The 13,709-nt window shown below is 54.2% G+C and carries 14 protein-coding genes; 11 read left to right on the forward strand and 3 right to left on the reverse strand.

Annotation, left to right across the window (positions count from 1 at the left end):
• The first annotated feature begins 57 nt into the window (after positions 1–57).
• From CU100_RS05305 to CU100_RS05330, 6 genes are all read left to right on the forward strand, one after another.
• Positions 58–306 (forward strand): hypothetical protein, encoded by a 249-nt coding sequence (locus CU100_RS05305; protein ID WP_106715441.1) that lies wholly within the window; start codon positions 58–60, stop codon positions 304–306.
• Positions 307–768: 462 nt separating this feature from the next.
• Positions 769–2,742, forward strand: a complete 1,974-nt coding sequence (locus CU100_RS05310) for a BTAD domain-containing putative transcriptional regulator (RefSeq protein ID WP_170113735.1) — start codon at positions 769–771, stop codon at positions 2,740–2,742.
• Positions 2,743–2,777: 35 nt separating this feature from the next.
• Positions 2,778–3,020 carry a hypothetical protein gene (locus CU100_RS05315; protein WP_106715443.1) on the forward strand — a complete coding sequence of 81 codons (243 nt, stop codon included), beginning with the start codon at positions 2,778–2,780 and terminating at the stop codon, positions 3,018–3,020.
• Between the two features lie 112 nt (positions 3,021–3,132).
• The gene (locus CU100_RS26740) at positions 3,133–3,672 is read left to right on the forward strand and encodes a hypothetical protein (protein ID WP_106715444.1); all 540 of its coding nucleotides are present in this window, start codon (positions 3,133–3,135) and stop codon (positions 3,670–3,672) included.
• A 76-nt stretch (positions 3,673–3,748) separates the two neighbouring features.
• On the forward strand, positions 3,749–5,005 hold the full coding sequence (locus tag CU100_RS05325; RefSeq protein ID WP_170113736.1) for a YcaO-like family protein: 1,257 nt from the start codon (positions 3,749–3,751) through the stop codon (positions 5,003–5,005).
• A gap of 9 nt (positions 5,006–5,014) precedes the next feature.
• Positions 5,015–5,755 carry a TfuA-like protein gene (locus tag CU100_RS05330; RefSeq protein ID WP_106715446.1) on the forward strand — a complete coding sequence of 247 codons (741 nt, stop codon included), beginning with the start codon at positions 5,015–5,017 and terminating at the stop codon, positions 5,753–5,755.
• Positions 5,756–6,127: 372 nt separating this feature from the next.
• Here CU100_RS05330 and CU100_RS05335 read toward each other — a convergent pair whose 3' ends face one another.
• From CU100_RS05335 to CU100_RS05345, 3 genes are all read right to left on the reverse strand, one after another.
• Positions 6,128–6,385, reverse strand: coding sequence for a hypothetical protein (locus CU100_RS05335; RefSeq protein WP_146141799.1), 258 nt, complete (start codon positions 6,383–6,385; stop codon positions 6,128–6,130).
• A gap of 1,059 nt (positions 6,386–7,444) precedes the next feature.
• A complete protein-coding gene (locus tag CU100_RS05340) occupies positions 7,445–8,266 on the reverse strand; it encodes a helix-turn-helix transcriptional regulator (RefSeq protein ID WP_106715448.1) in 822 nt (273 codons plus the stop codon).
• Positions 8,267–8,670: 404 nt separating this feature from the next.
• Positions 8,671–8,814 carry a DUF1127 domain-containing protein gene (locus CU100_RS05345; protein WP_106715449.1) on the reverse strand — a complete coding sequence of 48 codons (144 nt, stop codon included), beginning with the start codon at positions 8,812–8,814 and terminating at the stop codon, positions 8,671–8,673.
• A 219-nt stretch (positions 8,815–9,033) separates the two neighbouring features.
• Between CU100_RS05345 and CU100_RS05350 the strand changes: the two genes are divergently transcribed.
• The 5 genes from CU100_RS05350 to CU100_RS05370 all read left to right on the forward strand — a co-directional run bounded on the left by CU100_RS05350 (position 9,034) and on the right by CU100_RS05370 (position 13,673).
• Positions 9,034–10,332, forward strand: coding sequence for an amidase (locus CU100_RS05350; RefSeq protein ID WP_106716022.1), 1,299 nt, complete (start codon positions 9,034–9,036; stop codon positions 10,330–10,332).
• Between the two features lie 62 nt (positions 10,333–10,394).
• Positions 10,395–10,706 (forward strand): Dabb family protein, encoded by a 312-nt coding sequence (locus CU100_RS05355; protein WP_106715450.1) that lies wholly within the window; start codon positions 10,395–10,397, stop codon positions 10,704–10,706.
• A 4-nt stretch (positions 10,707–10,710) separates the two neighbouring features.
• Complete coding sequence (locus CU100_RS05360; RefSeq protein ID WP_106715451.1) at positions 10,711–11,982, forward strand: glycerate kinase type-2 family protein; 1,272 nt, start codon at positions 10,711–10,713, stop codon at positions 11,980–11,982.
• Between the two features lie 790 nt (positions 11,983–12,772).
• Positions 12,773–13,132, forward strand: a complete 360-nt coding sequence (locus tag CU100_RS05365; protein WP_106715452.1) for a hypothetical protein — start codon at positions 12,773–12,775, stop codon at positions 13,130–13,132.
• Between the two features lie 337 nt (positions 13,133–13,469).
• Positions 13,470–13,673, forward strand: a complete 204-nt coding sequence (locus tag CU100_RS05370; RefSeq protein WP_106715453.1) for a hypothetical protein — start codon at positions 13,470–13,472, stop codon at positions 13,671–13,673.
• Positions 13,674–13,709: the final 36 nt, after the last annotated feature.

Genomic DNA, 13,709 nt, shown 5'->3' on the forward strand with positions numbered 1-13,709 from the left:
CAATCCTACCTCGAATTGCCTTCTTGTATGGTCCGGTAACGGCTGTAAAATCTTTGCATGACGATAGCACAGCCACATAGGTTCGACGATCAAGCGAACAGAACGCTCGAATGCAAGGATGCTCTCAGAGCAGCATTCGAGGAGCTGGCAGATGATGCGCTGAACGCCGGTTGGGACAGGTTTGAGGTCGCTCTCGCTCTGTCAGAGCTTGCGGAGCATCTCGTCAGAACGACAGCCGAAAGCGCGGGCTCGGAAGCCGATATCGCAATCGCCAAGGCGATATTCGAGATCAGACGCGCGTTCTGACCTGTGGGGGTGGGCTGCTCCAACAACAAACTTGTAGAGTTAATATTCCCGTCCTCTTTCCCTCCAGGGGATAACTCCTGTGCACATTTGCGCGAATATTTGGAATTGTAGTATTTGGGTGACTCAATCGGATTAATTATTGATGCGGCCGTCCTGTCGGGGCTGCCCAAGGCAACGCCAAGGCCTAATCCCGGAATTGGCATAAAATCCCCTTGGAACGGGCCTTCGGCCGGGTAATTGTGCTTGCCTTGGGGAAAGCCTTAATTCATAGTTATTAGACTTTGTGCTAATGGCCCCTATAGTGAACTACTTCAAGCTATAGTAGAGTTAGATGGCACAACAAAATCGCATCAAATAAGTTGACAGGGCTACATACTCAAAAAAACATATAAATCCGGGGTTTAGGTCGGAATGAAGCTGACGGTTTTTGGAGAGGCAACTGTTAGTCTGGGTGGGCAACTCGTGCCCCGCATACCCGCGAACTTTTTGCGTATCGTCGTTTATCTGCTTCTCGAGAACCCCAATCATTCTGTCTCACGGGGCAAGCTTTCCCAGGTATTCTGGTCCGACACGGATCAGGCTCACGCTTCCATGAATTTGCGCCAGAGTCTGGCGCGCATCCGCAAGTTTCAGGAGCAATACGGCCTCAATCTTATCCAGGGCGATGCATCCTATGTCTATCTGAACCTTTCACAGGTGAAGGCCGAGCTGCTCAGCATCGACCTGCTTGATTATCTTGAATATGCGCAGCTCGGCGATATCGAGTCCGTTCTCAGTCTCGCCAATCTCTATACCGGCGATGTGCTTGCTCAGAATGAGCCACAAAATTCCGATTTCGACGAATGGCTGGATATTCAGCGCGTCAAACTGCGCGATGATCTGACGGCGACACTGTTGAAAATGGTCAACCAGCCTGTTGGCGTCAGCATTGATGAAAAGCGCCAATGTGCCCGCAAGCTGATCGAGATCGATCCCTATCAGGAGGTCGGCTATCGCACGTTGATGCAGACCGCATCGCAACTTGGTTTGATCGCGAAGGTCGAGCGTACATTCCGCGAATGCGCAAAGAAGCTCCGTGACGACCTTGATGTCGATCCGGAAGAAGAGACCATCGAACTTTACCAGAAACTGCTGCCCAAACTTTCACCAGCGACAACGCGAGCCCTCATCCTGCCGCAGCCGGCTCCTCCGCTCGTTACCAATGGCGTCGAAATCCAGACCCCGCAATCGATCCTGGCGACGACCCAGCTCGAGCAGAACAAAAGGGCCGGCCTGCCGCGCGTCATGGTCCTTTATATGCCGCACAATGCAGCGGATCCGATGGAGCAACTTGCAGCCTCACTGGTAGACGATATCACCATCGGGCTTTGCCGACTGCGTACGCTCTCGGTTGTCGCACCCTATACGTCCAGGAGAGTGGTCACCGAATCTCCCATCGACAGTTTCGAAGGGCTGAATGCGCAATTCGGCGTCAACTATGCCGTCGACAGCAAGATCGTGCGCCGCGACGGTTTCTGCTTCCTGTCGGTGAAATTGGTCGATGTTGCTACGCAGGAAATCGTCTGGGCCGAAAAGCAGAAGTTCGATTATGTCCTGCCCGAGCAGCAATACCGCCAGCTGTCGATCCGCATCATCCTCTCCGTCGTATCGGTCATCGAGAAGTCCGAACTCGACCGCTACAACAAGCTTTACCAGGATCCGAACGCTTACTACTGGTACCTTGTAGGCAAGAGAGAATTTGAAAAACTCGACGTTGCCAAACTCCGTCAGGCGCGGCAATCGTTCAAGAACGCCTTAACGGCGGCTCCTGACTTTGTGCCTGCACTGAGCGGTATCGCGCGAACAATGCAGCGAGAGTGGTTGGTATTGGCGCGGAAGGACAAAGACATCCTGCTTGAGGGCGAACAAATCGCTAGGCATGCTGCACCGGCCGATCCGGATGATGAGCGGCCGTTGCGCGAACTTGGCACCATCAGTATGTATCTCGGCAAATTCGACGATAGCCTGGAATATTTCGACCAGGGCGAGTCAATTAATCCGCAGCATGCCGATCTCCTTGCAGACTACGCGGACGCGCTCAATCATTACGGATACCTTGATCTTTCGCTCGAAAAAATTGAACAGGCGATAGCGCTCAACCCTCTGGCTCCGGACTATTATTACTGGGTCGGTGCTGGGACGCTTCACGATCTTGATCGTTATGAAGAAGCGATTGCCTTCATCCAGCGTATGCAAAACCCGCGTGCTGCAGCCCGGCCCATGGCCGCCTGTTGGGCCATGCTCGGTGAGCGGGAAAAGGCGAGTGAATGGAGACAACGATCTTTGGAAGACAATCCAGATTTCCGAGTCGGGGATTGGATCAAAAATATGTCTCTCAGAATTCCCGAACAACGTCAAAAATATGAGGCGTCTCTGCGCGAAGCAGGATTCCAATAGTTCTCAGTTCCAATCTCATCAAAGGACCCATCTGCATGGCGAAGTATTTCATTGTCGGCGAAGCCGGAAAAGACGAACTGTGGTTGGTTGATGTACAGAGTAAGAGTGTCGAACAACTGACGGATGCCGATCTCCAGGGTTCCGATTTTTTTAAGGACGTCAAAGAGGCGCGAAAAAATGGGGTGTCGGTAGTTAAGGGAATAAATATTGCTGTTGCTACGGACAGTCGGTCGGCGGCTGATACTAAAATGCACTCTAACGGACCTGACAAAAAATAAAAACAAACTAAAATACGAGCGGAAAACAAGATGAGACAATTCTTTTCTTGATCTAAAATAGAATCGTCATACGTTCGCCATGTGGGCTCTCCTTCATAGAAAGGTTATTCGCATGGCAACGTTTTACATCATGAATGATCCAGAAACGAACGCGCTTTGGCTCGTTGATTCGGAAACTCAAACGGTCGAGCCTCTCGATCGTGATTTAATTGCTTCATCGGGACTGGCTGGCACTGAATTCATTGATTCGATTGCCAATCGACCCGGAAATATCTTTGCTGCCGATGCAAGCCGGAGTGACGCTGCTGATCGCGCTCATTCTAGCGGTATGGTGATGACGGCGGGCAGGCGGAATGATCCGTCGGACCGTGCGCATTTCTTTGGCCCTGCATCGAAAGAAGCAGATATCGTTGTAACAATGAAGGCACGGGATGAAACATCCGATCGTGCACACTCCAGCAGCCCGGTTCTGTTCAGTGGCTATCGCAGCAATCCATCGGAGCGTGCACATTCCGCCGGTCCGGTTGTGGACAGCGTGTATCGCAGCAATCCATCTGAACGGGCGCATTCTGCCGGTCCGGTTGTGGCTAGTGGGTACCGCACCAATCCGTCGGAAAGGGCGCATTCCGCTGGTCCCGCGGCACTAAACTAAATACTGTTGCAAGCGCGTTATCCAGCATTTGGATAGTTTGCAATAAATGCGTGTTTTACGGCCCGATGGAGTGGCAATGAAACCATTGGCCGAGCTTCCGGTTCTTGACCGGCTGGCGGCAGACGAAGCGAACCTTCGTTCTGCTTTCCGCCCGGGAGAACCGTCGTCGACAAGACTGATTGATGCGGACGAAACCGTCAGCCGGTTGCGGCCGCACTTTCCCCGTTTGGGCATCGTCCGGATGGCCGAGGTGACCGGCCTTGACCGGATCGGCATTCCCGTGTGGATGGCCGTGCGTCCTAACAGTCGCACATTGGCCGTCAGCCAGGGCAAAGGCATCAGCGCCGCCCATGCCCGCGCTTCCGCCGTGATGGAAGCCGCCGAAATCGCCATTGCCGAAGATATCCCACTCGCTTCCTTTGCCGCCAGCCGCCGCGAGTTACTCGACGCCGGCCACGATGTATTTGACGGGCGTATGCTGTTGATGCGCGGCGCGGACGAGGCGGGAGCCGATGAAAACGATTATTGGCTCGAAGGCTTCGACCTTTTGAAACAACAGCCGGTTTTTGTACCGCGTGAACTTGTCTCACTCGATTTCACCTCGGCACGGCAATCCTGGCATTATTGCCAGTCGACCGATGGCCTTGCCTCGGGCAATTGCCTGCTGGAAGCAGTCATTCACGGATTGTGCGAGCGTGTCGAGCGCGATGCGACCGAGTTATGGCGCTTTCAACGCGACGCCGGTGTGCAGGCACATTGCGTCGATCCGGCTGTATTCGGCGATAGCGGCATAGACTGGCTGGCCGAGCGGATCGCCGCGGCAAATTTCGTTCTGCGGCTGTTCAATGTGACGTCGGATATTGGCCTGCCGGTCTTCATGGCGACGATCAGCCCGGCGACACAGCATGGTACTTATCTGCATTTCGATCTTGCCGCTGGCTACGGCTGCCATTTGTCGCCGCGCGTTGCAGCGATGCGAGCCATAACCGAAGCGGCACAGACACGTATCACCAATATTTCCGGTGCGCGCGATGATTTCGACCCCTCCGAATATGCGCAGCGCCTTGCGCCGGATCTCGGTGTCTATATCCATGCCGAGCCAAGGGATCACTGGCGGTTCGACGAGCCAGAACCAGAGAATCGCGCCAGCCTTGAAACTTATCTTGAGCCCTTGCGCCGGCGAGGCATCGCAAGCGTCGTTGTCGTTCCGATGGGCGGTGAGGATTACGGCATGTCGGTCTGCCGTGTTTTGGTCAACGAACTCGAGAGTCCGGCCGGCATTCGCAAGCATCGGTTTGGCGGGCGTGCGCTCAACGCCATGCTCCGGCAATAGGGGCGGGCGATGAAGATCCTGTTTGCGGGCCCAAGTCTTTCTGGAACGGAATTTGTCCCTGTGCGAGGCGGTGAAGATCGCGTGCTGCCGGAACATGATTTGACCTGCCGCGGCCCCGCCAAATGCGGTGATATCACCCATGCAGTAGATCAGGGCTTCCGCGCCATCGGACTGGTCGACGGGCGGTTTGAAGACGTCGCCGCAGTTTGGCACAAGGAGATACTTTACGCCTTGTCACGCGGCGTCGCTGTCTATGGCGCGGCCAGCATGGGCGCTTTGCGCGCCGCCGAGTGCCATCCATTTGGCATGATCGGTATCGGCGAAGTATTCGAGCGCTATGCCTTCGGAGGGTTGGAGGACGATGCTGCGGTTGCGCAGGTCCATGCGCCCGCCGAGTTTGGCTATCTTGCTTTTAGCGAGGCGATGGTCACTGTCGATGCGAGCCTCGATGCGGCATTTGCCGCTGGCTCGATCACCGCCGAGGAACGCCAGCTGATTCGTATTCGCGCTGATCGCGTATTCTTCAAGGAACGTACGTGGCAGCGGGTTTTCGATGCCGTCTCGGTTGAGGTGGACCAGGCAGCCGAGCGACTGAAACCGTACATCAGGAATATCAAGCGGCAGGATGCCCAGTCGCTGCTCGATGTCTTGCTGAACAACCCGGACGCAGTTGCGCTCACAAAGCCGGCCGCTGATTTTGCTGACTGGCAGTTCAATGAAACGTCCCAGTGGGGCAAGCTCCGGCTCTGAATCGAACGAATTGCTCGTTCTAATTGCGCCTAGTTCCTTTTAATTACGTGACTCTGTGGAAAAAAGCTCAAAAACCGCCTTTGAGTCACGCTTGCGTAACGGGTTGAAACATAACCTCATCATGTGGTCGCAAGTTTAACGCATGAAAACAAAACAAAAAACATTCAAGCGTGTGTGGGAGCAAGCGGGCAGTCAGTGGGGGACCTACGCCGAAGTTCTGAAAATTCTATTAACAGTAAGTCAGAATTTCGGCGTAGCACTGACCCAAGTAGGGGGTTTAGTTAGTAAACAAAGTTCAGAAAACGACAGGCAAAAGCCAAAGATTACGCGCCCTCTGGGGCGCGTTTTTTCTTGTCGGATGCTTCAGTTTGTTCAGCCGGTTTCGCTTGGGCGCTCGCTTCCGTCATCATCTTCATCGTCGCCGGCGGCAAGCCATTGGTCCAGAATCGCGACCGACATCGGACCGAGATTGGGTATCAGTGTCAGGTCGAGCTGCCGCGCCCATGCGCGTTCAGGCTCCCAGTCAGGCGGCATGTTCCATGGTGTCCCGCCAAACTCAATCCACAGTGCATTGACGATCCGCGAATGCACGGTCTTTGAGGGACAGAATGTCTGTAGGCGATTTCGCATAAATACCCTTGGGCAAATGTTGCATGAGATTGCATTGTTCCTGTTGTCTGGTCTCGGGCAGGACCGGCGCTATGGCCGGCAACTGCTCTCTACCTGGTAACCGGCTATGCAACGGAGAAACTCTTTGCCACGCGTGGCCAGAAGAATTCTGGCCAATGCCGGGAACTGGACCGAGAGCCCGGCAATCGCAGGGATAACAGGCATCACCGTCCCGTAGAGAAGGCTGCCTGTTCCCGCTGTGTTTTTTCTCCGCCGTTCGCTCAGCGGTTCTTTTCTGTACGGCATCACTCGGGCCCCCCAATGACCCCATTCACCAACGTCTTGCCTCTGCGATATCAGAAGATGCCTGTGGCCTACTTCCAAGATCGTGGTTATATGCCATATAACCTGCGCTCCTCTGATCGCACCGAGACTTGACCATAGCTCAAATACAATACAAACGCTGCCTTGTCTTAAACTACTCGATTTATATTTGCAGTTATTCTTGGTATTGCATATTTTTTGATTCGATTTTTGCAAATAAGTTATAGTATATTGACTTTTCGTCAATAATTAAAATTGATTAACAGTACTATAGAATCCATAGTAATTATTGTTGTAGCTCTGGAATCGGAGGTTTCGCCTTATCGGGAGAGTGTCTGCTTCGTGGCGTTCTTTGACTGCACCCTGGGAGGCAAGCGAGCCGGCGGCTAGTCGAACTATGCCGCACCATAGCCAATTCTCAATATTCTGTAGCAATATGAACGATGAGATCGATCTCGAGCGTCGATGCGAGTATCAAACGAAAGAAGAAACCGGAGAAGTTCGCGACCATCATCTTTGGCCGTCATATGGATGAACAGCATGCATCAACCAAGTTCATGCGACGCCGCTGCTCCCGAACATTTTGTAAATACAATGATTATGGGTCAGGGCAGACGTGCGCAGTAAGCAGGAGATGGCTCGACTCGCACTCACGGCAGGTGTTTGCTTGACGGACAAAACGCTGGACGAGCACCGGTTCGGTGCTCGTCAGTTGTTGATAAAGGCCACTGGCAAACTGTCGTTGCCCACGGTTGATTATACGGCCCGGGCCAAGTCTGGCGAGCCGTCCATGCGGCTCATCCCGGTACCGTACGCTTTAAAAGGGGGCTGGTACGCCTCCTGGTCCATGCTATTGCGGTACACCGCCGCGGCCTGCGTACGGTTGTGAACGCGGAGCTTGCGAATAAGGTTGTGCACATGAACCTTGACCGTATGCTCGGAAAGCGACAGGCGGTCTGCAATGATCTTGTTCTGCAAGCCTTCGGAGAGCAGTTCCAGGATTTGGGTTTCGCGCAGCGTCAACGTCTTTATCTGCTTGCCGACTCCCGAATTGTTCTTTGCCTGATTGCCGAAGCCGTGTCCTTGAGCACCCTGCATGCCGTTCGAGTTCTTTTCGATCGAGCGCATGATCGCTGATGGATAATATTCGCCGCCATTCAGCAGAAGCCAGATAACGGCAAGCCAGATATCAAGCTTGAGGCTAAAAGGAAGAAGACCCTGAACCTGGCGACTGTCGAAAAGGCTGTTCAGTTCCTGTACGCCAGCGTTGTTTTCGTCGATCATCATTGTGATCGATGCGCCTGGGAAGCGCTTTTTGAAACGTGTGACGCATTCGGCCGGATCGGCAACGAAGCTGCTATGGACGAGGACTAGACCGATATCATTGTCAAAGTCGTCTACCTCCACGAACTTGCTGGACAGATGAACGTCAATGTCAGGAAATGTTCGCTCTAGAGACTGAACCAGGCCCTGAAATACTACTCCTGATTCGGCATAGATGAAGATGCCGCTTTTGAATTTTGATTCTCCGGCTATTTTGGATGCATAATGATTATGGTCAGGTGTTGTTCCACTCATAATAGTTCCCTACGCCCTTTGATGAGAAGAGTATTTCTCTTCAGGATTTATTTGCGTTTGCGATTCCTGTTCCAATAAGTTCTTTTATTCATTTGCTGCAACGCGGCTGTAAGCCCCCGCTACCCGTGTTGATTAACAGAGGATTAATGAAAGCCGCGTGACGCGGTCGTGACATGAAAAGCGAGGAATTGTCCTGCGATCCGCAGGCGATCACGCTGATCCAAGGCGCCGGCTGTCTATTTTATCGTGGAATGACAAGCAAATACCGGCGAAATCACGCGTTGCGTCAATGGCTGGCGCGCGCGAGTGGCCCGGTTAACCAAGATGCTAAAAATTTAATTAAACAGGCAGCGCCGGCAGCTTGGCGGCCGCGGCGCTGTCAACTCGCATATCATGAAAAGTTCTTAGACGCAGGCCATCCAGGCGATACGTCGAATGTCGGAGCGTGCGATGCCCAGATCGGCCAGATTACGGTCCGTGCAGGAGCGTAACTCGTGAAGATTCTGCCTGTACTGGCGATATTGGTGGATACGATTGCGAAGGCTCATGGTCTTACCCCTTTTATTTGCCCTCCCTGAAAGGAACTATGCGGGAGTTTGCATCGATTTAAAAATGCAGATGTTGCAGAGCAGCATTGCCAACCGTGCATAGCGCTGCTCGCCACTTGTCAGCTGTCGCAGCAGGGCTTTTCATCGATATGGACTTACGGCTATATGACTGGTCATCGAAGCCTTCGATCTGTCCAGGAATCACCATTGTCACAGCCGATAACGCCCGTCCGAGACAGGCTAGAGGAACAACTGGCGCGTTTGTCCGCGCGCAATGGTGATGAGCGCGTATTCGTTAAGATCTATAGAGAGAACGCTCGTCTGGAGGCAGATGCGGCCGATCGGCGTCTGCGCGAAGGTGCATCGCGTGGACCACTCGACGGACGGATTGTGTCCATCAAGGATCTTTTCGACGTTGCCGGCGAACCGACCCTGGCTGGTTCCATCATCCGGCGCTCGGCCAAGCCCGCAATCTCCGACGCCGTCATTGTAAAAAGATTGCGTGATGCGGGAGCAGTGATCATTGGCAAGACGATCATGACTGAATTCGCCTTCACCGCCGTCGGGCTGAATCCCCATTACCCCACAGCCTCGAACGCCGTTGCTCCGGGTCGTGTGGCGGGCGGATCTTCGACCGGCGCTGCAATTGCGGTTGCGGAGGGCACCAGCGACATATCCATCGGATCTGATACTGGAGGCTCCGTTCGCATACCGGCAGCGCTGAATGGCATAGTCGGGTTTAAACCGACGGCCAAGCGTGTACCGAAGCAAGGCGCATTCCCGTTGTCGCCAAGCCTCGACTCTATCGGCCCTTTGGCCCGGTCGGTCCATGATTGCGCCATCGCCGATGCCGCGATGGCTGGGGAAGCGATCACATACGAAAAACCAGCATCGTTGCATAGCCTTCGCATAGGTGTCCCCCATGGGCACTTGTTGACGCAAATGGAGAAACCGATTGCCGCCGCCTTCGCTCGCGCGCTGCAGGTGGGCGCGGATGCGGGAGCGGTGATAGTTGACTTTGCTATGGACGATCTCATCGAGGCTTTGGCCGATGCGACGGCGATCGGTTCGATCGCCGGTATCGAAGGAAGCCGCGTTCATGCCCAATGGTTGCACGACGAGACACTCGATATCGATCAGCGCGTCCAGCGCCCTCTTCTGCGCCGGCTCGGAGTATCCGAGTCCGATTACATCGCACTGATGCAAAAACGCCAGACGCTGATGCGGGAAATGGACCGGCGTATCGCCGGAATCGACGTCCTTGCCTTGCCGGCAACACCGATTGCGGCGCCGACCCTGGAATCGGTGAGCGGCGACGAAACGGCTTACAAACAGGCGGAAGCGCTGCTTCTGCGCAACACGCAGATCGCCAACCAATTCGATCTCCCCGCAATCACGCTGCCTATGCCAGGGCTGGCTTTACCGGGCGGGCTGATGCTCATGGCGCAGCATGGTGCAGATCGCCGGCTGCTCTCCATGGCGCTTTCCATGGAAGAATTTCTATCGAAAGCCATATAATCGTGGCATATGCGAACTGTTAAATCCTTCAGTATGTGCATCTTTGAGAGAAAGTTCGATTCATGATCCGGCACTGCGTGTTTCTCCGATTTCGTGACGAGGTGCCATCGTCGGTGCGCCTCTCCATCTATGGCGATCTTGAAATCCTGTGCGCAAAGCTGCCGGGGGCGCTGATGATCAAGTGGGGTCCGAATGTCAGCCCCGAAGAAGGCATGGACAAGGGATATTCTGAAGGCTTCATTCTGGATTTTGACGATGCCGCGGCGCGGGACGCCTATCTCGTCCATGGCGAACATCAGGCGATTGCAGGACGAATCGTTTCCTCGACTGTAGATGGCACCAACGGTGTTTTTGTCTTTGATATGGAAGTTTGAACAAATGGGAGACAAGGAATTTTTCACAAGGCTTTTCAAAGCTGCCATTCAAGCAGCTGATCCGGAACGGATTGTTGCGGCGCACCTTCCATCCAAGCCAAAGGGCCGCACAATCGTCATCGGCGCGGGCAAGGGCTCGGCACAGATGGCAAGCGCCTTCGAGAAAGCCTGGTCTGCCAAATATGGAGAGGCGCCGCTGGAAGGTCTGGTTGTCACACGATACGGGTTCGGAGCACCGTGCGAATACATAGAGATCATCGAAGCATCGCATCCGGTTCCCGATGCTGCGGGTCTCGTCGCATCGAAGCGCCTGCTCGAAACAGTGTCTGGGCTGACGCAAGACGACCTTGTGGTTGCCTTGATTTCAGGCGGCGGTTCTGCGCTGTTGCCATCCCCGCCGCGTGGCATGACACTGGAGGATGAAATCACCGTAAATAAACTGCTCCTCGCGTCAGGCGCGCCAATAGCCGCCATGAATGCAGTACGCAAACACCTTTCGACCATAAAGGGCGGGCGGCTAGCGGCTGCAGCCTATCCTGCGCAGGTCTATTCGTTGATCGTCTCCGATATCCCCGGCGACAATCCGGCCTACGTTGCATCCGGACCCACTGTGGCTGATGAAACGACGCGGGAGGATGCCTTGAAGATAGTCGAGCGCTACGATCTCGAACTTCCCGCGGCCGCGCTAGCCCATCTGCATTCGGGAAACGCCGACGCGCCAAAACCTTCCGACGCAGTATTTGCCAGCCACGAACATCGCGTGATCGCCTCGGCGGGAGTGTCACTAGAAGCTGCCGCCAAGGAAGCCCGCAGCATGGGGGTCGAAGCAGTTATTCTTTCCGATGCGGTCGAGGGGGAGGCGCGTGAAGTGGCCCACGTCCACGCTGCGTTGGCAAAGCATGTTCTGGCCAGGAATCAGCCGTTCAGGAAACCTGTGGTCATTCTGTCGGGCGGAGAGACGACGGTGACGGTTCGCGGCAAGGGAAAAGGCGGTCGCAACAGTGAGTTCCTGCTCTCACTTGCTGTCGATATAGACGGGGCAGAAGGCATCGCTGCTTTCGCCGCCGATACGGATGGTATTGACGGGTCGGAAGACAATGCCGGCGCCTTTGCCGACAGCACGAGCGTCGGGCGCTTGTTCGCCAAAGGACATGATGCCTCGGCCCACCTCAACCGCAATGATGCCTGGACCGCCTTTGCCGCTATCGATGATTTGTTCGTTCCCGGCCCTACTGGGACCAACGTCAACGATCTGCGCGCCATCCTCGTTCGCTGAACATGGTTGACGCTTAATCGCCATCTTTGAGTGCTCAACAGGTGCCGATTCTAGCCAGCGTCATCGCTGACTGTCATTTAAAGGCTGCTCGCGACTGGCGCAGTCTATACAAAAGGAAAGACGTATGCGGTTAGCTCTGTCCATGGTCACCCTGTCGCTGTTGATTATTTCAGGCTGTACTACGGCACCGAAAGCCACGGCCCCCGCAGGCCCGTCGCCGGCCAAAGACACGCATTTTGTACCGCCGCCCAAGTCCTTGACCCAGCGCGCCACGCCTTCAAAAGAACCAGCTATGGGAGACACCGCCGCTTCGGCGGCGTCGACCAAACCTGTGGCCGCTCAATGATCGAATAACCCACATGCCCATTATTGGCTGAGCGCCGCTCGCACGTACACCCGCTGGCGGCGTCTCGCGTTCTTGACTCACATCTGAAAGGTTCTGAGGTACCGAAAACAACAAAACCCACCGCGGGAGGAGGTGCGGTGGGTTTCGTTGGTCTTGGAGGGTCTTCTGGGAGGAGAAGAGACCGTCCGTTTCGACAGGGCCGGGAGGAGGTGGCGCTGTCGAAAATTCCTGATCTCAAGATAACTCAACTAGCCTGATTTAATACAGCTAATATTGCATAGCAGCATTGCGTCTTGTGCAATGCAGCATGACGTGAGTGCGCGTCACGCTTCAATCACGCCTACTTGACTAAACCTCAGGAACGGAAGCAGTCCCCATCCGTTAATAATCAATGAACGAGGCGCACTGCGCCAGATTCGGGCATGATTGGGAAGGGGCAGGAGAATGCGCTTCTATAAATCATCAATATTCGTTTTGGCCGCAGCGATAGCTGCATCAACAACTGGAATCACGACCGCTCAGGCGTTCAGCATCAAAGAACAGGTGTATGCGCCGGACGAAGTTAATGAAGTCAGCAACAGGAAGTTCGAGCAGGCTGCTTTATTGGAGGCCCGCGCATATATTTGCGGAACTGACGAAGCCAGTGAAGCGGCGATGAGAGCCGGAATGCAGGAAACCGGAGTGCCTGAGGACACAGCTATAGAAATTGTATCGGACCTTGCTTCTGGCCTCATCGACAAGGCGGAAGCATCCGGCTCAAAAGAAATATGCGGAAAAGCGCGCGTGCAACTTTCCGGGTATTGAGACTATAATTCGATAGTCGCACAAAATATATAGTGTATTCATCGCTTTGCCAGACAGTAAATAGAATTTTAAGAAAATTCTATGAGTTCAGTGAAGTATTCACGAACAATTGTATGAATTTTGGGGCTTTTCAACGCGAGTATTTTGAGATTAATGGTTTATGTAGGTCGTGAATCAACCAACAAATGCCGCTTAACCACTGTTGCAAATCTCCCGAAAACCTCGGGGAAGATTGTTGACCGGCAGGGTAGTGGCATGGCTTTGGGCATTTCAGCTGAGAATATAACGAGTGGGATTCAACCCACTATTGCGGTTCGCGGGGCATGGAGAGAACAGCATGAACAAGAAAGCACGAACACTCGAAATCCTGAAAACTGAACTTTCGAAATTGTGCACGCTTGCCGATGATGAGGGTTTCGAGATGATCGCCTATTTCATCGAGACCGCGATCCGGGAGTCCGATGAACAATTGTCTCAGGAAACGCGCGCCGTCGTCGGCATGGAACTGCGTCTTGCATCGTCCGGCCCCGGACATCCCTGACATCCTGCACCTTCCTTCAACCAAGCTTCAAAATTT

Origin of the sequence: Phyllobacterium endophyticum (assembly GCF_003010935.1) — a bacterium.
GTDB classification, from domain to species: Bacteria; Pseudomonadota; Alphaproteobacteria; order Rhizobiales; family Rhizobiaceae; genus Phyllobacterium; species Phyllobacterium endophyticum.